17 protein-coding genes are annotated in these 20,743 nt (G+C 57.5%); 2 read left to right on the top strand and 15 right to left on the bottom strand.

The genetic code is table 11. From position 1 onward, the window contains the following. Positions 1-2 precede the first annotated feature (2 nt). Genes JIF53_RS00970 through JIF53_RS00960 form a run of 3 tightly spaced genes read right to left on the bottom strand, consistent with a single transcriptional unit; the run spans position 3 to position 3,991 of the window. Positions 3-1,691 (bottom strand): ExeA family protein, encoded by a 1,689-nt coding sequence (locus tag JIF53_RS00970; protein ID WP_199451636.1) that lies wholly within the window; start codon positions 1,689-1,691, stop codon positions 3-5. A 6-nt stretch (positions 1,692-1,697) separates the two neighbouring features. Then, entirely contained in the window at positions 1,698-3,185 is a 1,488-nt protein-coding gene (locus tag JIF53_RS00965) for a DUF3336 domain-containing protein (RefSeq protein WP_199451635.1), read from the bottom strand. 23 nt (positions 3,186-3,208) lie between these two features. Beyond that, positions 3,209-3,991: a VacJ family lipoprotein gene (locus JIF53_RS00960; protein WP_199451634.1), complete on the bottom strand. Its 783-nt coding sequence runs from the start codon at positions 3,989-3,991 to the stop codon at positions 3,209-3,211. A gap of 88 nt (positions 3,992-4,079) precedes the next feature. Between JIF53_RS00960 and JIF53_RS00955 the strand changes: the two genes are divergently transcribed. Beyond that, complete coding sequence (locus JIF53_RS00955; RefSeq protein ID WP_199451633.1) at positions 4,080-4,487, top strand: acyl-CoA thioesterase; 408 nt, start codon at positions 4,080-4,082, stop codon at positions 4,485-4,487. Positions 4,488-4,493: 6 nt separating this feature from the next. Here JIF53_RS00955 and JIF53_RS00950 read toward each other — a convergent pair whose 3' ends face one another. The 3 genes from JIF53_RS00950 to JIF53_RS00940 all read right to left on the bottom strand — a co-directional run bounded on the left by JIF53_RS00950 (position 4,494) and on the right by JIF53_RS00940 (position 11,466). Beyond that, positions 4,494-5,615 carry a beta-ketoacyl-ACP synthase III gene (locus tag JIF53_RS00950; RefSeq protein ID WP_199451632.1) on the bottom strand — a complete coding sequence of 374 codons (1,122 nt, stop codon included), beginning with the start codon at positions 5,613-5,615 and terminating at the stop codon, positions 4,494-4,496. 126 nt (positions 5,616-5,741) lie between these two features. Then, positions 5,742-9,662 (bottom strand): ATP-dependent RNA helicase HrpA, encoded by a 3,921-nt coding sequence (gene hrpA / locus JIF53_RS00945; RefSeq protein ID WP_199451631.1) that lies wholly within the window; start codon positions 9,660-9,662, stop codon positions 5,742-5,744. A gap of 127 nt (positions 9,663-9,789) precedes the next feature. After that, positions 9,790-11,466 carry a long-chain fatty acid--CoA ligase gene (locus JIF53_RS00940; protein ID WP_023010083.1) on the bottom strand — a complete coding sequence of 559 codons (1,677 nt, stop codon included), beginning with the start codon at positions 11,464-11,466 and terminating at the stop codon, positions 9,790-9,792. Positions 11,467-11,690: 224 nt separating this feature from the next. On the opposite strand from JIF53_RS00940, the gene JIF53_RS00935 reads away from it, so the two are divergent. Then, the gene (locus JIF53_RS00935; protein ID WP_113880150.1) at positions 11,691-12,176 is read left to right on the top strand and encodes a MaoC/PaaZ C-terminal domain-containing protein; all 486 of its coding nucleotides are present in this window, start codon (positions 11,691-11,693) and stop codon (positions 12,174-12,176) included. Between the two features lie 13 nt (positions 12,177-12,189). On the opposite strand, the gene JIF53_RS00930 is transcribed toward JIF53_RS00935, so the two are convergent. The 9 genes from JIF53_RS00930 to JIF53_RS00890 are packed head-to-tail and all read right to left on the bottom strand — an operon-like array spanning position 12,190 to position 20,676. Continuing rightward, the gene (locus JIF53_RS00930) at positions 12,190-13,149 is read right to left on the bottom strand and encodes an AgmX/PglI C-terminal domain-containing protein (protein WP_183578518.1); all 960 of its coding nucleotides are present in this window, start codon (positions 13,147-13,149) and stop codon (positions 12,190-12,192) included. Further along, a complete protein-coding gene (locus JIF53_RS00925) occupies positions 13,142-13,630 on the bottom strand; it encodes an ExbD/TolR family protein (RefSeq protein ID WP_183578521.1) in 489 nt (162 codons plus the stop codon). The genes JIF53_RS00930 and JIF53_RS00925 overlap by 8 nt, the downstream gene beginning before the upstream one ends. After that, positions 13,627-14,157, bottom strand: a complete 531-nt coding sequence (locus tag JIF53_RS00920) for an ExbD/TolR family protein (RefSeq protein WP_199451630.1) — start codon at positions 14,155-14,157, stop codon at positions 13,627-13,629. The genes JIF53_RS00925 and JIF53_RS00920 overlap by 4 nt, the downstream gene beginning before the upstream one ends. 40 nt (positions 14,158-14,197) lie before the next feature. Then, positions 14,198-14,848, bottom strand: a complete 651-nt coding sequence (locus JIF53_RS00915; RefSeq protein WP_199451629.1) for a MotA/TolQ/ExbB proton channel family protein — start codon at positions 14,846-14,848, stop codon at positions 14,198-14,200. A gap of 26 nt (positions 14,849-14,874) precedes the next feature. Beyond that, the gene (locus tag JIF53_RS00910) at positions 14,875-15,246 is read right to left on the bottom strand and encodes a hypothetical protein (protein ID WP_206769458.1); all 372 of its coding nucleotides are present in this window, start codon (positions 15,244-15,246) and stop codon (positions 14,875-14,877) included. After that, positions 15,243-15,731, bottom strand: coding sequence for a tetratricopeptide repeat protein (locus tag JIF53_RS00905; protein ID WP_199451628.1), 489 nt, complete (start codon positions 15,729-15,731; stop codon positions 15,243-15,245). Before JIF53_RS00905 ends, JIF53_RS00910 begins: the two co-directional genes overlap by 4 nt. Continuing rightward, the gene (gene bamD, locus JIF53_RS00900) at positions 15,728-18,547 is read right to left on the bottom strand and encodes an outer membrane protein assembly factor BamD (protein ID WP_199451627.1); all 2,820 of its coding nucleotides are present in this window, start codon (positions 18,545-18,547) and stop codon (positions 15,728-15,730) included. Before bamD ends, JIF53_RS00905 begins: the two co-directional genes overlap by 4 nt. Next, positions 18,544-20,184: a tetratricopeptide repeat protein gene (locus JIF53_RS00895; RefSeq protein WP_228285429.1), complete on the bottom strand. Its 1,641-nt coding sequence runs from the start codon at positions 20,182-20,184 to the stop codon at positions 18,544-18,546. The genes bamD and JIF53_RS00895 overlap by 4 nt, the downstream gene beginning before the upstream one ends. An 18-nt stretch (positions 20,185-20,202) precedes the next feature. After that, entirely contained in the window at positions 20,203-20,676 is a 474-nt protein-coding gene (locus tag JIF53_RS00890) for an AraC family transcriptional regulator (RefSeq protein ID WP_228285428.1), read from the bottom strand. Positions 20,677-20,743 lie beyond the last annotated feature (67 nt).

Below are 20,743 nucleotides of genomic sequence, written 5' to 3'. Positions count from 1 at the left end.
CGCTACCCGCTCCTGACCATCACCGACGAAACCAGACGTGGAATATTCTCGGCCAGATCGTTGTTCATCTGGATAATGGTCATGGCGCCTGCAATACCATCCACAGTGAGCCCACGTTTTTCCTGATACCAGCGCACCTGGTCCGTCATCTCCATACGCTTGACCCGGGCCGCCTCCTGCCCACCGCTGCTCAGACGCTCTGCAAGCTCCATCATCCGGGCACCGATCCATAACTGCTGGCCAGAGTCATCGCCGTAGAAACCATCGCCGGTCATGAATTCAGGAATTCGCCAAAGTACCCTGAAATCACCGTACCAGTAGTCTTCAATCTCCCGGAATGGCACTTGCTGGCTGCCCCGGGGCGTCGCAATCACGGCCAGATCGCCATCCAGTCGTTCCACAACCACCTGGCGAGTGCGGCCGCTTTCATCCCTTAACTGAAGGATGGCCGGCCGATTGATGAACTCCAGGCTTCGTCGACTCCCCTGGCGTTCCAGGCAGGCCAGCCCCACCGTTGCGGCGTAATCACAGGCGATCGGGTTGGCCGACGGTTCATAATTCTTGCCCCACAGATCAAACAAAGCGCCGAAGGCCTCAGCCAACGACTGGGTGTGCTGGTTGAACACGAACCTCTGCGATGTTGGCTCCGGCGCCACGATTTCCGGCTGGTCAGAATCTGATACCGTTTTCGGCTCAGGCTCTGCCTCCCGTTCAATCACACCTTCAACGGACCGTTCGGCCTTGGGCTCGGCGAGTGCCGGGGTGGAAGAGCCAGGAAATTCAAGCAGCCACAAGGTGCCAATGATGGCCAGTATGACCGAGGCGACAACCAACCATACATGACTGCCCCGGCTTCGGAACGTCCCGCCGGCCGGGGCCATCGCCAGCCCGCCATTGACCTCTTTTGCCGCTTTGCGAATGTGGGTGACGGAGATCAGATGATCTCCCTCCGCATAGGCGCCGAGCAGTGCCCGGTCACTGATCAGATTGATAAGCCGGGGTACGCCCTGACTTTCCCGATACAGTCTACGGACCGCCCCGGGGGTAAAAATATCACCCCGCATACCGGCAACATTGAGCCGGTACTGCAGATAGGCAGGGAGTTCCTGCCGGTCTATTGCATCCAGGTGGTAGCGTGCCGTGACCCTTTGATTAAGCTGGCGAAGTTCCGGCAGAGCCAGAATCTCCTGCAATTCCGGCTGGCCAAGCAGAACAATCTGCAGCAGTTTCTTTTCCGAGGTTTCCAGGTTGGTCAGCAGGCGCAGCTGTTCGAGCACCTCAGCAGAGAGGTTCTGGGCCTCGTCAATAATCAACACCTTGTGCCGGCCCGCAGCGTGGGCTTTCAACAAATCCTGGTTGATGCTGTCGACAAGGGTTTTGATACTGGCATCAGGTTGGTGCGCTATTTCCAGTTCATCACAAACGGACGACAACAGTTCCCTGGCGGACAGGCGTGGATTCAGGACCAACGCAATATCCACATGTGCCGGCGCGTTTTCTATGAAACAGCGACAAACCGTGGTTTTACCGGTGCCCACCTCGCCAGTGATCACAATGAAACCGCCCTGCCCCTGCACACCGTACATCAGGTGCGCCAGTGCTTCCTTGTGGCGATCGCTGAGGTAGAGATATCGGGGGTCGGGAGCGATTGAAAATGGCGGCTCACGAAAGCCGAAGAAATCGTAGTACATGGTTCCTCAGGGCCTGGCCGGGGTATCACCGCTTACCAGTTTGAGTTCCGCTGCGCGCCGGTTTTGCTGTTTCAGGCGGCGAACGCAACGCTCCAGGGTTTTCGAGATCCGTGCGTGGGAGCGGATCATGGATATCTTGGGCCAGGTCGCCCGCTCACCTTCCAGAATCATCTCACGAACATACTCAGGGCTCGGGTTGGCAAGCATACGCCGAAAATGCCGCAGGGAATAGTTTGGTGCGATGGTCACATCGCCGGAGTATCTCTGGGCCATAATGGTATACATCTGGCCGGATAGCTGCCGCAGGATCTCTGGCCGAACACGTTTTCGAAGGTAATCGAATACGCCTTGCCCGTGGAACTGTATCTCGGATTTCAGCAAGTGGGACGGCAGATTGGTCAGCGACAGTTTTTCATCCTGGCCACGATCCGTCAGAAATGGCACCACGTGAGGGTTGGTCTGGCTGACAATGGTGAAATTTACATCATAAAGGTGCATCAGTCGTTCAATAGGCAGATCGCTCACAACAGAGCCGTCCACAAACTTGAGCCGCGGCATGTAGGGCAGCGAATTACCGTTAAGATCTTTTTTCATCAGCGTTACTGGCGGGAAAATACCCGGTACAGCGGCACTGGCCAGTGCGGCACTCCACACCAACAGGTACGGTGAGGTGTAACCACACAGCAAGCGGGCTTTCTGGTGCGCCTGCACCGGCGACACACTGATGTTAATGCTGCGACCCGTGCGCTGGTAGGCTTCTTCAAAAGTATAGTCACCAATATTTTCCCGCAGGCACCGGCGCAGTGTGTCCTGATCCATCAGGCCGGTTCCACGCATGGCGCTCAGTAGCCCTCGCCATTTCCACGCATTCAGATTGTGGCTTTCGGGAACCAGCATTTCAGGAATTTCCGCATCGGTATGCACCCCCAGAATGCCGGCGATAATGGCACCGATGCTGGAGCCGGCAATCACCTGCGGCAACAGGCCTTTCTCCCACAGCGCCTTGATAACCCCGAAATGGAACATGCCCAGACTGGCGCCACCACTCAACAGTAACGTGGGCCGCCCGTAGCTTGTCAGGGTGTCGCGGAAAAACTGCAGTTTGTCATACACCGGGAAGCCAGGCACCGGGTGGTCGCAAAGGTAATCCAGCGACTCACAGACCTGAGTGATGTATTCTTCAATCAGGTGTTTGGTACCGACGCGGGAGCGGGTGTACAGCGCCGGATTCCCCATGTTGCCAAGGTCGTGATGCAACCCTTCCCTGAGCGCGCGCTTCAGGCGCTCGAAATCATTCTGTTGGCGATACTGCTTGAGATTGGACAGGCGATCATAGATCAGCTCGTAATGATAAAGATCGGAGGCAAAATCTTCTTTCCACTCCGCATTGCCCTCAAGAAAATCCAGCTCCAGTGCGGCCGCCTTCCACTGTTCATAATTCTTGGCCTGCGCCAGCATTTTTCGGAAACGGGTTATTCTCGGGTCCTTGATCACCTGTCGCCTCCCGGCTTGTACACTCAGAAATCGTCGAGCATCAGATCGTCATCATCACTCGCGAAAGGATCTTCGGTGATCTTACCATCGTTAATCAGGAATTCACGACGCTGCAGGAAGGCATTGCGCATAAACGTGTACCGATCCCCGGAAATGAAATTCTCCGCCGGGATCAGGTCTGCCCGCTTATCCACAATCTGGAGCATTCGCAGGTAATACCATTCGGGGTTCTCGACCGAGTCCCACGCCGAAGGCAGCATGAACCCGTCCGCCGCCATACCCGTGAAATACCGGGGCGTGGACGGCCCAAGCAACGGCAGCATCAGGTAAGGACCGGAATCCACTCCCCAGGTTGCCAGGGTCTGGCCGAAATCCTCTGGCCGCTCCGGCAGCTCGAAGGCGTTGGCAACATCAAAGAAACCACCAAGGCCGAAAACCGTGTTGTAGGTAAAACGGCCAACCGCCACAACCGCAGACTCACCCTTCAACTGCAGAAGGCTGTTGGTGAAGTTACGGATTTCGGTCAGGTTATTGAAAAAATTGGTAATCCCCCGGTCCACCAGATCTGGTGTGACGGTGCGATAGCCCTTGGCTACCGGCCGGAGAAACCACCGGTCAATCGCATCATTAAAGGCGAAGACCTTTCGGTTCCAGTTTTCATAGGGATCGCCGGTTTCAACCGGCATAGTCTGTTCACCCGGGGGCTCCTGGAGATTCTGGGCCGTGGCCGGATTAAAGACCGCCAGGGCCAGGAAAACTGCGATGACCATCCAGGATGACCAGCGCCGGGACTTACGCTCTTTCATGTCGCTCTCTTGGGTTGTTTAACCTGTTCAGTTTCGTCAACAATACCGGCGCTTTATTATTATTTTTCAACCTTCCGGAGGAAATCCGATGTCAGTACCGGGAAATCCCGTCAGCACCCTCACCATGGCACTGCGATGGGGTGATATGGATGCATACGGCCACGCCAATAACACAGTTTACTTTCGTTTCTTTGAAGAAGCCCGGATTGTCTGGCTTGCCTCACTGGAACTCGGTGGTGCCGAAGACGCCACCGGGCCGGTCATTATAAAGACCAGCGCCACATTCCTGAAGGAGCTGACGCACCCCGCCACTGTGGTGGTGGAAACTTACGCGGACAAGGCCGGAAATACCAGCCTGGACACCTACCACCTGTTGAAAGACAAGGATACCGGAGATATCTACGCGGAAGGCTATGCGAAAATCGTCTGGACGGACCGGGCGACACGCAAATCCACCCCGCTGCCAGACACCCTGCGGGCGCTGGCAGCGAGATAAACAGACTCAGCGATGGCGAACCACCACGCTGCCAATGGAATAGCCGGCGCCGAATGAGCAGATTACGCCCAGATCGCCGGCTTTCAGATCGTCCTTGTATTTGTGGAACGCGATTATGGACCCTGCGGAACTGGTGTTGGCGTATTCGTCCAGAATCACCGGAGCCTCTTCCACAGTGGCATCACGGCCCAGCACCTTGCGCGCGATCAGCTGATTCATGTTCAGATTGGCCTGATGCAGCCACATCCGGGTGAGATTACCCGAGCTGAGGGAAAGGGATTCCAGATGGCCCTGAATGGTCTCGGCCACCAGGGGTGAGACTTCCTTGAATACCTTCCGGCCCTGCTGGATAAACAGTTTGTCTGGCTTGCCAATGCCGGATTCATCGGCACGATTGAGGAAGCCGAAGTTGTTCCGGATGTTATTGGAAAACTTGGTTTTCAGACGAGTACCCAGAATTTCAAAACCCTGGCCGGCTTTAGTGTCTTCCTCACGCTCAACCAGTATCGCCGTGCAGGCATCACCGAAGATAAAGTGGCTGTCCCGATCCCTGAAATTCAAGTGGCCGGAGCAGATTTCCGGGCTGACCACCAGCACCGAACGTGCTGCACCATTTTCGACCGAGTTGACTGCCGCCTGCAGGCCGAAAGTGGCAGAACTGCACGCCACGTTCATGTCATAGGCAAAGCCTTCAATACCCAGGGCTTCCTGCACTTCAATGGCGATGGCCGGATACGGCCTTTGCAGGTTGGAACAGGCAACAATGACGGCATCGACATCGGCCGCCGTTTTACCCGCCTGGGCCAGGGCTTCCTTGCTCGCGGCCACAGCCATATCGCACTGTACCGACGGTTCATCGTTGCTGCGCTCCGGAATGTAGGGGGTCATCCGGTGGGGATCAAGAATACCATCCCGATCAATAACATGCCGGCGCTTGATACCGGAGGCTTTTTCAATAAAGGCAGAAGACGAGGGTTGCAGGGCAGCGACCTCACCACGGGCAATTTCGTCGGCATGCTCGTTGTTGAACAGCTCCACGTACTGATTGAACGCTTCAACCAGTTCATCATTCTCGATAATGGCGGGCGGCGTATACAGGCCGGTTCCGCTGATGACGGCTTTAATCACAATAACCCCACGTCACAATTATAAAAACGGTTTCTGACATCACGATGTCAGAAATACTAACACAGTCCGGCAGAATTGCCCGTGGGACTATCGTCCAGTGGCCCCGTTATAGTGCATCCGAAAACGTTATATACGGTTCTTTTCCCATTGTTTATCCAGCCGCTTCGCCGAAACCGTCATTACCGTGCCCAGTTGTTGGGCAAAAAACGACACCCGGAACTCCTCCATCATCCAGCGGTAGGTTTCCAGCTCCGGGTCTCGCACGCCCTGGCGCTTCTGTTGCTCCAGTTTCGCGGCATACCGCGCCCATAATGGCTCAATGGTGTGAAGAAATTCCCGCTCACGCCCCATTTCCCGCGCCATTTTTTCCAACCGGATGTCCGCCGCTTCAAAGTAGGTGCCGAACCGTTCCAGCCACTGAGCCGGGGTATTGACCAGGAATCCCGGGTACACCAGATGTTGCAACTGGAACTTGAGGTCGGCCATGCTTGCCGCCAGCGCCAGATTGATCTTGCCCTTGAGCTGTTTCGCGACTTTCTGGTAGCCGTTCATAGCCTGAAACAGACGCTCGTCAGCAGCTTCCAGAGCAGGAATGAAGTCCCCCCGGTGGCGGTCGAACAGCTCTGCGAACGCCTGTTCGGTTCTGGGCAGTTGGTCCGCCAGAAAATGCTGCATAACCGTCGACAACACCAGATCATCCAGCAGTCCCTTTGCCTGGCCGATCGGTGCAAACATCAACGCAGACTGCTTGAACCGGGGCAGCTTTCGTTCAAGATCCGCCAGGGTATTGCCGAACCGGTTCACAATCAGCCGCGCAACGCCGCGACGATGGGTATCCTCTGCGGTGAGCTTGTCCAGACAACGAGAAGCCCGCACCTTATTACCCAGATCTTCCAGAGCCGGGTAAACCGTGACCTGCATACCGCCTTTTTCTGTTTGAACCTGCTCCGGGAAGGTGCCGAATTGCCAGTCGGTGTATTCACCCGCCTGTTTTTTCCCGGGTTCATCTCTCGTCGCCGAGGCCAGCGCTTCTTCGGCCCGGCCCTCCAGTCTGGCCTGGAGCTCATCGGTGTCTCGGCTTTCGGCGATGACCTTGCCTTTATCGCCGGTCACCCTCAGGTTCATCCTCAGGTGGCGGGGCAGTTCCTCCTCCGGCCAGGCATCCGGATCAATCTGGACCCCGGTCATTCGTCGCAGCTGTTCACCCAGTTTGATCGCCAGAGGCTCGTTGCCCGGCTGCAGGTTGGCCAGAGCCGCGTCGACAAAGTCCGGTACCGGCACAAAATTCCGGCGCAACGCTTTCGGCAATCCCTTGACCAGGGCAATGCATTTTTCCCGAAGCAACCCTGGCACCAGCCACTCCAGACGCCGGGCGGGGATCTGTCGCAAAGCCATCAAGGGCACGTTGAGGGTGACACCGTCGCGCTCACTGGTGGGTTCAAACTCATAACTCAGAGGGTATTTCACCCCTTCCCATTCCAGGTAGTCGGGGTACTGCTGGGCCGAGGTCTCATCCAGAGGCCTTTGCAGAACGTCGGTCTCTGTCAGCTCCAGCTTCTTCAATTCCTCAGCAGATAGTCCTTTCCACCAGGATTCAAAATGTCGGCCACTGACGATATCCGATGGCAGTCTCTGGTCGTAGAACGCCACCAAAACTTCATCATCCACCAGAAGATCCCGCCGCCGGGTTTTCTTCTCCAGATTCTCGACGGTATCCAGCATTTCGCGGTTACGGGCAATAAACGGCGCCCTGGACTGGAAATCCCCCTCAACCAGGGCACGGCGAATAAACAGATTCCGGCACTCGGCAGGGTCTACCTTGGCGTAGGGAATACGGCGCTTGGGGACCACATCCAGGCCATAAAGTGTGACCTTCTCGTACCCCATCACCTGGGCACGCTTCTGCTCCCAGTGGGGCTCAAAATAGTGGTGCTTTACCACGTGGCCTGCCAGCGGCTCCACCCATTCGGGCTGAATGGCCGCCACCATTCGGGCAAACACCTTGCTGGTTTCGACGATCTCGGCCGCCACAATCCACTTGGGTGCCGTCTTGCCGACTTTGGAACCCGGGAAAATCATTACCTTGCGGTTTCGGGTGGCCAGATACTCCCGCTTTTCCACTTTCACCGCCACCTGGCCAAGCAAGCCGGCCAGAATGGCTTTATGCACTGCGTCGTAGTTGGCCGGCTGGCTATTCAATGTCAGCTTCTGCTCCCGGCAGATCAGAGTGAGCTGGCGGTGTATGTCCCGCCACTCACGCATTCGCATCCAGCTCAGGAAGGTTTTCTGGCACAGTTTTTTGAGCTGGTTCTGGGACAATTCCTGGCGCTGCTCTTCGAACCAGCTCCAGATCTTCAGCAGGGTGGCGAAATCCGAATCCTTGTCGTTGAACGGTGCATGAGCCTGGTCGGCCGCCTGCTGCTTGTCCTGTGGGCGTTCCCTGGGGTCCTGAACGCTCAGGCCGGCAATCACAATCAACACTTCCGCCAGACTGCCCTGCTCTGCTGAGGTCACCAGCATCCGGGCTAACCGGGGATCCAGCGGCAATCGGGCCATGGTGCGCCCAAGCCTGGTGACACGCCGTTTGTCATCGACGGCGCTAAGCTCTTCCAGCAGCTTGTAACCATCGTTGACCTGACGACGATCCGGCGCCTCAAGAAACGGAAAATGCCGGATCTCACCCAGTCCGGATGTCGCCATTTGCAGGATAACGGAGGCCAGGTTGGTTCTCAGGATTTCGGGATCGGTGTATTCCGGGCGGTTCAAAAAGTCCGTTTCGTCGTACAGACGGAAACAGATCCCCGGCGCCACACGGCCACACCGGCCTGCCCGCTGGTTGGCACTGGCCTGGGAAATCGGTTCAATTGGCAGCCGCTGTATTTTCGAGCGCACACTGTACCGGCTGATGCGCGCAACGCCAGTATCAATCACGTAGCGAATACCGGGCACGGTCAGCGAGGTCTCAGCCACGTTGGTGGACAACACAATCCGCCGTCCCTTGTGGCCCTGAAACACCCGGTTCTGTTCCTGGTTGCTCAGGCGGGAATACAACGGCAACACTTCGGTATGACGCAGGTCGGCGTGGCGCAGCACCTTGCTCAGGGCCCGGATCTCGCGCTCGCCTGGCAGAAAAACCAGTACATCGCCCGGAGGCTGCTTTTCCTGCCGTTCATGCTGTTCAATCTCGTCCAATGCCGAGAGAACACCGTCGGTCCAGCCCTGATCCCTGTCGTCCTCGTCCCCAACCAGGGGGCGATATCGAATATCTACCGGAAAGGTACGACCGCTGACTTCGATCACCGGCGCTTCGTTGAAAAACTCGCTGAAGCGCCCCACCTCGATCGTGGCCGAGGTGATGATGACTTTCAGATCCGGGCGCTTCGGCAACAGTTGCTTGAGATAGCCGAGCAGAAAATCAATATTCAGGCTGCGCTCGTGGGCCTCATCGATAATCAGCGTGTCATAGCGATCCAGAAAACGGTCATGCTGCACTTCTGCCAGCAGGATGCCGTCGGTCATTACCTTGACCCGGGACGATTCCGAGGTGTTGTCGGTAAACCGCACCTGGTACCCGATCTGCTGGCCTACCGTTTCACCCAGTTCTTCGGCAATCCGGCTGGAAACACTGCGCGCGGCGATACGCCGGGGCTGGGTATGGCCAATAATCCCGCGGATGCCCCGCCCCAGGTTCAGGCAAATCTTCGGAATCTGAGTGGTTTTACCGGACCCGGTCTCACCAGCAATGATCACCACCTGATGGTTGTTGATGGCATCACTGATGTCCTCGACGCGATCGCTGACCGGCAACCCTGCGGGAAAGGTCGCCGGCTTGTGCAATGCCTGACGCTTACGCACCTTATCGAGCCCCTGATCCAGCCATTGCGCCATCTTTTCCAGGTCCTTGTTACCAGGGTTACCCTTGCAACGGCTTACACGACGAATGATGCGGGCGGCCTCCTGCTGGTTACAGGCGTCCAGCTGGTTCATCATCGCTTTGACAGCGGCCCGGGAATCAACGGGAGTTTCGGAACGAGTGTTGTCAGTCATTAACAGCTGCAGGCTCATCAATGGATAGGTGGAACGTCAGGGCGAAACAGTCTAACGAAAACCGGAGCCAAGAAACACAAAGACCCCGCCGAAGCAGGGTCTTTGGTTGGTCTGCGGGCCTCGCCTGTTACTTGGCGTTCGCCTCGTCCCGCAGCTCACGGCGCAGGATCTTGCCTACGTTGCTCTTTGGCAGTTCATCACGGAACTCAAAGTGCTTGGGTACCTTGTAGGCGGTCAGACGCTCCCGACAGAACTCCTTGATTTCGTTAGCGGTTACACCTTCTTTGGTGGGCACGACATAAACCTTCACCGCTTCACCGCTCTTGGCATCGGGAATACCCACGGCCGCACACTCCACCACTTTCGGGTGCGTGGTCACGACATCTTCGATTTCATTCGGGAACACGTTGAAACCGGATACGATGATCATGTCTTTCTTGCGATCCACAATCCGGATGTAACCGTCTTCCTGAATCAGCGCCACATCACCGGTTTTCAGGAAACCGTCATCGGTGAACGACTTCTGGGTATCATCGGGACGCTGCCAGTAACCGCGCATCACCTGCGGGCCTTTCACGCACAGTTCGCCCGGCTCGCCGACCGGTGTTTCGTTGCCGTCGTCATCAATGGTTTTAACCACAGTGGACGGAATCGGCAGACCAATGGTGCCGATCTGGATGGCGCTGCGGGGATTGAAGGTAACCACCGGAGAAGTCTCGGTCATGCCGTAGCCTTCGCTGATTTCGCAACCCGTCACACGCTGCCACATTTTAGCGGTATCGCTGGTCAGGGCCATACCACCAGAGGCAGTCAGCTTGAGGCCAGAGAAGTCCAGATCCTGGAAGTCCTCGTTGTTGCACAGGGCCACAAACAAGGTATTCAGGCCAATAAAGGCAGAGAACTTCTGCTTCTGCAGCTCTTTAACGAAGCCGGGGATATCACGCGGGTTCGGAATCAGAACGTTATGGGCACCTGCTTCCAGCATAATGCCGCAGTTCAGGGTGAAGGAGTAAATGTGGTACAGGGGCAGCGGCGCAATCACCACTTCCTTGCCCTCTTCCACCTGATCTTCCAGCATCGGCCGGACTTGCGTCAGGTTGGCCACCAGGTTGGCGTGAGTCAGCATGGCACCCTTCGCAACACCAGTGGTACCGCCGGTGTACTGCAGCACGGCCAGGTCATCCAGCTTGATATCGACCGGGGTAAACTTTTCACGGGCACCGGCGCTGAGTACCGCCGGCAGCTTATGAGCACCCGGAATGTTGAACGCCGGAACCATCTTCTTGAGGTGCTTCACCGCGGCATTCATCAGGGTACGCTTGATGGGAGAATGCATATCGGCAATCTCGGTCACGATCACGTGCTCAATGCCGGTATGGGGCAAAACCTTCTCCGCGTTGTCCGCCATATTAGCCAGAACAACCAGTGCCTTTGCGCCAGAATCGTTAAACTGGTGCTCCATCTCGCGAGTGGTGTACAGGGGGTTGGTGTTCACCACAATCAGACCAGCGCGCATGGCCCCGAACACAACCACCGGATACTGGGTAACGTTCGGCATCTGCACCGCAATGCGGTCGCCCGGTTTCAGGTCGGTTTTGTTCTGCAGCCAGGCCGCGAAGTTGCGGCTCTGAGTATCAAGATCCCGATAAGTCAGGGTAACGCCAACTGCTGTAAACGCAGGCTTGTCTGCAAACTTCTGTACCGCCTGCTCAAAAACATCCACCATGTTCTTGTATTTATTGAGATCGATTTCCCGGGGGATGCCAGCTGGGTATTTGTCTTGATAGAACTGCTCAAAATCCATCACCATCTCCTGTCTGATTGGCGCGGTGGGGTACTACCGGATGGGTTCAGAAGCCCCCTGATTGTAATGTTTTGCCAAGACCGATCGCTCGGGAAAATCAACCCGACGAAAGTATCAGCCTCAAAAAAGTGGGGGAGAGAATAGCAGTTTTGTTAACGATGAGGTAGTTTTCAGATCAGCAAACGGTACAACCGTACTCGAACACTGAATCACCGGAGCCTGTGATGAGCGACACCCTGGATACGCTGGAAAACATTACCTACGACGAACTTAACGAAGGCGATTCAGCCACCTTCACACGCACCCTCACCGAAGATGAGCTGGTGCTGTTTGCTGCGGTATCCGGGGACGTAAACCCGGTGCACCTGGATTCCGAGTTTGCCGCAGAATCCATGTTCCGGGAGCGCATCGCTCATGGTATGTGGAGTGGCTCACTGATTTCTGCCGCCCTGGCCACGGTCATGCCCGGCCCCGGCACCATCTACCTGGAACAGAGCCTGTCGTTCAAACGACCGGTCAAGCTGGACGACACACTGACCGTCACCTTGTCGGTGCTTCGCAAGGAACCTAAAAACCGTGTCTCTTTTGGCTGCGATGTGCGCAATCAGAACGGTGATCAGGTGGTTACCGGCGAGGCCAAGGTGATTGCCCCCACCGAAAAGATTTCGTTGCAAAAACCCCGCTTGCCGAAAATCACCATCGAAAGCTGAGTTTCGGCTGGCATTACCCCGGAAGGAAATCGATGGGGAATCGTACCTTCCGGGTTTCCACATTGGCTGCCCCGAAATTGAACATCTGTACGCGCAAAGCAATGCGCTTCTCCAGCATCGGGTGATCCAGTTCAGAACCCACCACGTCACAGGCTGAGACACTGCCATCCGGCTCAATCACCAGTTCCAGGGTAACCTTACCCTCAAGGGTTGGATCCTGCCTTAACTCCCGCTGGTACAGGGAATAGAGCACGCTCTTCTGGGCATCAAATACCTGCCGGATATTGCTCATGGCACGCTCGCCCACTGACGGCCGGGCGGGTTCCGGCTGGCTTGCCACCTGAGGCGCGGTTTCCCGGGGAGCGGCTACGTCACTGGTTTCATGCTTTGCCAGTTCGACTTCCCGTACCGGTCCTTCACGGGTTTCAACACCGCCGCTGCCTTGCAGTACCGAATCATTCGGCGTTTCCGGTGCCAGGCCAACCGCCTGACTGTTATTGACATTCGCGACACGCTGCACCTCAGGTGCCGGAGTGTCCACAGACGTCAGAGCGCTGAGCCGGTCTTTCATGGCAAACAGGCCGGAACGTGAGGCGGTTTCGCGAGCCTGCTCGGTCGTCTGCGGCGCAGGCTCAGGCTTCGATTTCGCTACCGTCGGTTCAGGAGGAATCTGCCGCGGCTCCTCAACCTGCTGCGGTTCTGGCTCTGGCTTGGGTTGCTCAGGTTCTGGCTCCACAACCGGCTCGGGTGGCTCAACCGGCTTGGGTGGCTGTACCAGCTTCGCCAGCCGAGGCGGCAATTGCTCCGCCTGTTCACGCTCAGGTTCCGGTACCTGCAGGCCCGGAATAATGAGGGCAGGAATCAGAAACAGCGCCAGCATCAGCCCGGTTATCAGGCCGAAGCGGCCTGACTCTGCTCTGTCCCTGGACCAGGGCAGCCGGGAAGGTTGCGACAGCTCCCTGCGATCAACCATTACGAACCTCCGACTCCACCGCCAGACGTACCTGCCGGAACTGCTCATCGACACAGGTTTGCATGATCTTTCTCAGCAACCGGTAATCGGTATCTTTCGCTGCCATAATCGTAACTTCAAGACCGTTTTCCGGTACCTCAGCCCAACGGTTCCTTCGGTACGCCAACTCTTCGGACAAGCCGGCAATGCGAGTATCCGTGGCTTCGATGCCGTCCAGGCGTGCCACTTCCCGGCCCTGGACCAGAATGGATTGGCCGACCACCTGTACCGTCAGGCTTTCCACAGCTTCCTGTTTGGCGGTCGAACTGGGCAGGGAAACATCCGCAGTGTTCTGCATGACCTTAACATCCGAGGAATTCACCATCAGGAAGAACACCAGGATGGTAAAGATATCCATCAGTGACACCAGGTTCAGGCCACCCGCCTTGTGCATCCGGCCATAGTGTCGCTGGCGCAGTCGGGCTCGTCTCGACAACTTCACGCGCCTTCTCCTTTGCCTTCCACCGGTCGCGCGGCCAGATTGCGATCCTCACCGGCATCCATCAGAGACACATCCGGAAAGAGTTCTGCTTCCACGACGCTCGCCGCCACCACCGCCTGGTAAGAGCGCACGGTATCCATAACTGACACCAGAGTCTGGTAGTCCACATCTGGTCCGACTTCCAGAATCACGTCTGTCTTGTCGGGCATCCGGGACTTGATCTGCTGCAACAGTTCACTCAGTCGTGAATAGTCCTGCCCCTGCCCGCTAACCGGCATCACATCGATCAGGCCGCGGTCACTGTCCGCCACCTCAATACCGTCCGGTAGCACCGTGACCACCAGCCGGAACGATTCGGCATCTGGCGCCTGGCCAGCTTCCATGCCCGGAAAGTTCAGCTCGATCATCCGGATCTGGCTGAACACCATGCCCAGCAGCAACACCGGTACCAGCACAATCATCAGATTGAGAAAGGCGGTAATGTCGAGGTCGGCCGAGGTCGTCAGCCTGCGATGTCGACGTCTCATGTTCGGCTACTCCTGATCAGATCCTGGAATGCCGGCACGATCAGGCGGCCGCCGCCGGTCGGTTTGCGGGCTCAGACACCATATTCAGAAGCTTGACCCCCGCCATTTCAAAGCTGTCGACAATCTCGTTGGTCCGGGTCTGCAGTACCGCGTGGAACAGCAGCAGCGGAATGGCCGACATCAGGCCAAAGGCGGTGGTATTCATGGCCACGGAAATACTTTCCGATAACAGCGATGCCTTCTGCGCCGGGTCTGCGGCAGCAACCGCGGTGAATGCGGCAATCAAGCCAATGATGGTGCCAAGCAAGCCCAGCAGCGTGGCAATGTTCGCAAGAGTGGCGAGGTACTGTGTGCGCTTTTCCAACCGGGGCAACACTTCCATCAACCCCTCTTCCATGGCGTACTCGATGTCTTCACGCCGGCTGTTATTGATCAACCGGGCAATGCCCGCACCAAGCACCGAGGCAATTGCGCTATCTGAACTGGACGCCGCCTTCATGGCGCGCTGGTAATCGCGTTTTTGCAGGGCGGGCAGAATGCCGCACTCAAACGCCATCCGGTTTCGACGGCGAACCGCCCCGAGGTACAGGAAACGTTCCAGAGTGATTGCCAGCCCCAGCGCAAGTACGATGGCAATCGGGTACATGAAGGGACCACCCTCCTGGAAAAAACGGATCACGGTATCAAGCATGGTGTAGTTCTCCATCTACTGCGACGTTAGGGTTGCGACTCGACTGATGCGGCGCCCTGCCCTGCAGAAAGCGTTGGTGTCAGCACAAGGGGGTTCAGGGTTTCGCGGAACTGGCGGTGATTCTCCAGAACCGGTTGAGGCACCGGACGCAAGAGTTCCGGTGCCTGTTGATTGAGCTCGGTTCTCGGGCGCCGGGGCAGGCTCGGAGTTTGCCAGGGCAATATGTACAGGATTCTTGGATCGTCTTCGCCGGTGCCAGCGGAGAGCCCCCGTACCTGCAGAACGTTCTGTTGGCTCTGCCCCCCGTTACTGATGCCTTCCGCGGAATAGCCGATAACCGGCCAAAGCAACAGAAGAGACAGGAGGAAACCGCAGCACGTTAACCTGGACAGAATCATTCCAGCCTCCGTTCAAGATCTGCGATCCAACCGGCAACCTGCGAGCCTTCCTCTCCCACCAGGGACTGATATTGCTGGTAATGTTCCAGCGCCTTGTCGAGGTCCAGCAGGTAGATCTCTGATATCACCGCCAGGTTGTAATGCAGTTCCGCCACCTTCGGCGTCACCTTCAACCCCGCTTCCAGCATCTCGGCGGCTTCCTCAAAGCGCTCCTGCTCTTTAAGAAGCAGTGCCAGATTGTTGCGAACCCTCACGTTGGCAGGATCCGCCGCAACCGCCTGGTGCCAGGCCTCCAGCGCCGTCTTCCGGTCACCGGCTTCGTAGGCCTGCCGGCCCTGCCGCTCCCACTCTTTTGACTGTTCCGGCTGATACACCGGCGCCACTTTTTCAGGTGCCGGCGCTTTGGAAGCGCAGCCAGCCAACCCCGCAAGAACCAGAAGAAGTAGAAACCGGAAAACCTGGGGTATCCCTCTCAACCTCATCATGAGCCTCCCTGCTTGGTGTCCGTCGTCCAACTCATCCAGCGAAGCTGTCGGTCGTAGCGCCCGGGGTGCATGGTGGCCAGGGCCTCCAGGCTGCGCTGAATCCACTCATCGAAACCTTCCGTGGGGATACGTTCGTGGTTGCGGGCGTGCAGCGCCATGGCCTCTTCCTCAAGTGGAAACGCTTCCTCTTCCAGGAGCATCTGATATTGCATGGCTTCCATTTCGTTCAGTTCCGCAGGTACTTCAGAGGACATGAGGTCAGACGCCAGTGTTCGATAGAGTTCAGCACGGCGATATAAAACCTCCGAACGTACTCCATCGCCGGCAAAGGACTCTGCCTCCTGGAGATACGCCTGAGCCTGCTGCATGGCGGCCTGCTTTCGTGCAAGTGACTGCTCCAGCGGGTGAACCAGTGCAATGCCGGCAAAACGCTCTGCCGTCTGGGCACCAAAGAACAGTGCAGCATCGGCAGCCCATTTCAGGGTATCCTCGGAATGCCAATGGCTGGCTCGTTCCCGAGCCAGCAGTTGTTCACGTACGGCAATCACCGAGTCTCCCGATTCGATCAGCCGTTGGCGCATGGTCTGCTGTTGAACATGCTCCTCGGCGGAATCGGGCGTGGGTGCAACCGCCAGCCAGTTTTTGTAAAGCTGGTTTCTGGAAGCGCTGTCACCCTCTGCGTGGAAAATGGCCGCAGCACGCAGCCTGGTGGGCCACGGGTCCGCAAGCGTTTCTGAGCGACTCAGCAGCTCCTCCGCGGCTTTTAATCCCTGGCCAGATTCCTGATAGGCGAGAACCAGCTTCTCACTGGTTTCAGGCGTAAGCTCATGACTCGGATAATCCATCCGGAAGCGTTGGAGTTCATTGATGGCAGCCAGCCAGTCGGATGCCCGAAGCAGAGTATTCGCGGCGTCATAGCGAGCCTTGATCGCAATTTCAGAGCCCGGCATAACGCCCTCAACCCTCTGGAAATGCGCCACGGCCAAAGTTGCGTCGCCGGCACGAGCAGCCTTTTCACCCTGCTGATAGATAGCGGACGCGAGTTGTTCCAGAAGACTGCGCCTTTGGCTTTCTGCATCCGGGCTGGCTTCGTCAGCCAATGGCAAAGCCTGGCGCCACGCACGTTCAGCGAGCCCAAACTCGTTGTTTTTCTGTCGAATACGCGCGGTCACCAACCACGCGGCGTAACGCTCGGTAACCCCCGCCCGCTCCCAGGTCAGTGTAGAACTGGCGTATTGCAGGGCACGCTCGAATTCGCCCAGGTCGTACCAACGGTTGGCAAGGTCGGCACGGAGCCCCGACAGACGTTCATCCGGGCCAAACGCCTCTGCATATTGCTGCTCTTCGTTGCTCAGGACGAGCAGCGTCGCAGTTCTGCTCTCTCCTGATGCCAGCTCAAGATCCTCACGAACAATTCGGATAGCGGCCCAGGCCGAATCCCGGGAATCCCCGTGGCGATGGTCGTAGGCTGCGGCCCGGAAATTCCTGACGGCTTCAGCCCGATCGCCAGCCAGTAACCGGGCATCGCCTGCGAGATGGAGCAGTTCCCCGGCTTGATCCGAGCGAGGTGCAAGCCGCTCGTAATAATGGGCGGCTTTGGCCCAGGCTTCACTGGCGACAGCCGTTTGGTTCCGGCTACTGAGGTCTGTACCGGTGGCGTAGTAGTGATCAGCGAGGAAGCGGGTGTATTGCGCCCAAAGCCCCTTCTGCTCAGGAGTCATCGTCTGGAATCGGGCCTCTGCCCCCAAACGCTGGACGTAATCATCCCGCGCCGCCAGAGCTTTTGAGGTTTTACCGGCCAGTTGCCAGTAGGACACACTCTGGGCCAGGAAATCCGGGCTCGCTGTGTGGCCCGGAAACTCGGACACAAAAGCGTTGTTGACTGACACCGCCCGTTCATAACGACGTTCCACCGCATGCAGATCCGCAAGCCGGTCGTATAACAGATGCTGCCATGCTGATGACTCACGACCATCCAGCCAGCCGGCAAGGGTCCGGGCATCACTCTGGCGGGACGCCATCAAAGCCAGCACCCGGAAGGTGTCCTCCAGCATATCCATGGACTGCGCCGGCGGGTTGGCCAGCGTGGATTGGTCTGGCAATTGCTGATCCAGTACCGCCATGAACGTATCTGCCGCGCGGGTCCAGGCGGGCTCACCCTGTTTAAACTGACTCCAGCCGAGCATGTAGCGGGCTTTGGCGGCGAGCTCCTGATGGCTGTCATGCTCCAGCAACTGCCGGTAACCGGCCTCAGCCTCTGCGTGACGGCCGGCGGAGAAGGCCGCTTCCGCTATGCGAAAACGGGCCTCAGGTACCAGTTCCGAGTTCGGGTAAAGCCCAACAAGCTGTTTCAGTCTTGCGATGGACTGCTCCGGTTGCCCGGTCAGCGCGTGGGCCTTGGCCATCTGGTACAGCAACTCGTCGAGACGCCCGGAAAAGGACCCTTTGGCCAGAATGCTTTCGTAGCTCTCGAGCACTTCCTCATAGATGGCCGCTTCCCGCTCTTCGGAGAACCCGACGTCCTCTCCAGACCTATCACGGATGTTGTTGAGCCGGTTCAGGGCGTCTATCCGCACTTCAGGCTCATCCGAGGACTCAAACAGCTTCTGATAACGGCGAGCCACTTCAAGAGGCGAAATCGCCGGCAGCGGCCGGCTCTCAAATTTCAGAAACACCGGGCGCATATCCCCCAGGGTTTCACCATCCCGCCCCAACTCCACGCGGAACGATTCCTGCGCAGAAACCGGCGCTTGGGCCAACGCCATAATCATGACAAGGGATGCCGCAAAGGACTTGGGAGCAAAAGGCAGATTCACTGTGCACCCTCCCCAAGATTTTCCAGAGCCAGATACTCGTAGAGATGGGCGATTTGCTGCTCGGTTTTGTCCAGCGCGTGAGTCATGTGCTGGGTCTGCTTTTTAACAAACGCCAGTGCCAGTGCATCCAGTTTTCGCGCAGCCTGCTCCCGGAGACTGAGGGCCTTGTAACGTAAATCCTTGGTGGCGTCTCTCATTGCACGAGCTTCGTCCAGAACCTTTTCCAGGCGCTCAGGTCTTTGGAGGATCTGCTCATTCAACGCGCCCATGCGGCGGCCGGCTCCTGCCAGGGACTGTTTTAGCTGACGCAACTCTGTGACCTGGGCAGGCGTTGCCGCCTGCTCCACCAACCCATTCAACCTGGATTCCAGATCACTCTGCTGTTGCTCAAGCCCAGCGGTTTGTGGCGCCACCCCCCCTGAACCGGCCGAGGCCATAAAGACTTCAAGGGCCTGGATGAAAACCTCCAGGTTGTACTTGTTCGCATCCAGTGTTGCGACCATCTCATCAAGGCGCGCTACCCTCCGCACCGCCACCTGGGCCCCGGGTTCTTCCATGAAGCGCAGAAGATACGCCATTCGTGGCTGGGTTAACGTTCGGTTATCGGCCAAAAACCATTGAATGTCGTCACTACGGGCATCCTGAACCAGAGCTTTGTAGGCTCCTTCAGCCGTGATCCTTTCGGACAATTTGCCAAGAGTAACCCGTTCTCCCTCATAGGCCGCGTTGGCTGCCAACCAGGATTCTCCCGCCTGGCCCGGATACCCGGAAAGATCATAACCACGGCCCATACCAATCCACGCATCTGAAACACCCGGAAATGCCAGCGGAAATTTCTTGGCACGGTGCCAGCTCTGCATGGCGGCACGGTGGTTGCCTTTGCTCGACAGGGCAAGGCCATGAAGATAGAGAGCCTGAGGTGTGTGATAGCTTTCCAGAGAGACCTTCTCCAGGAAATCAATCGCTTTGTCGTAATCTTCGCTACCCAGTGCGAGATAGCCCGCCCGGAGATTGAGCTGATCAAGCAGTGCCCGGCTCCGGCTGGTGTCGGTATCCTTGGCAGCCATGGCCATGGCAACCCGGAGCGAAACCAGGGCCCGTGATGAATCGAGATCATCGCGGGCGAAATCCGCCGCCAGGTTCATATAGCCCACAGCCGCCCAGTAGCCATCTTCCATACGCGCAAGGTATTGACCGGCCGCGTCGGTCTTCCCTTGTATTCTGGCCAGCTCCGCCAGACCGAGAAGCGCTTTTTGAACCACTTCGCCATAGCCGGTTCGGCGCGCCTGTTGGTACCAGTTTTCCGCACCGGTGAGATCGCCCTCTTCCTGTGCCATTTCAGCCAGAGCCAATGCCGCTTCGCCCCGGTAAGACGCACCGTTAAATACACCCTCAAACCCAGCCCTGGCCTCGTCATGCTGCCCAGAGGCCAGCATAAGCCGGGCCTGAAGGTAATCGGCCGATTCGCCTTCAAGCTTCATTGCCAACCCGACAACCGAGGAAGCCTCACCGGTATCCAGCGCAAAGCGAACCACACCAGATGCCAACGAGTTATCCATGGCATTTGCTACCGGCGTTGCCACACCTGCCAGCATCGCTGCCATGACACCAATACTGTTTCGGAGGAACAGAGACATGCGCCCATTCATGGCCGGTTATTTCCACTCAACAAATGAGACTTCCGGTTCATAGTCCGGTGCCTTGGCGTTCAGCGTCATCTGCAGGCGCAAAGTGCCGGGCTGTTTCCGGAAATCGTGGACAATCTCCCGGCGCACGAAACGATTGTTGGCCGCCCGGGCGTTGATCACGGCCTTGAGAGTATGTCTTCCGTCCGCGAGGTTGCCGATAAACAGTTGATGTACACCGCCCTGGCCCAGTGAGCTCCGTTCGTTTTCTGTGTACAGATGAGCGGTAACCGGCTGCTCATTGACGAACAGTTCTACCGAATCCAGCTCAAGGGCTTGCCTGTTCGCCAACGACAGAAAGACCGCCACCCGGGTATTCACCGGGTGCAGCAGTTTCTGCTCGAGGGCATGCACACTTGCGGTATGCCGGGTAATGTCAGCGTTCAGACGCTCGATCTGCTCATCGAGCGACGATGCGTGGGAGGTTGCCGCCATCGCGGCCATGATCATTCCGGATATACAAAGCCCCCTGATCCCTGGGGCAATCCGGCACTTTTGTGGTTTTTGTCTG

Source organism: Marinobacter sp. bablab_jr008, from assembly GCF_016464145.1.
Lineage (GTDB): Bacteria > Pseudomonadota > Gammaproteobacteria > Pseudomonadales > Oleiphilaceae > Marinobacter > Marinobacter nauticus.
The sequence above is the reverse complement of the archived record's forward strand: the minus strand, read 5'-3'. Positions and strand labels throughout refer to the sequence as shown.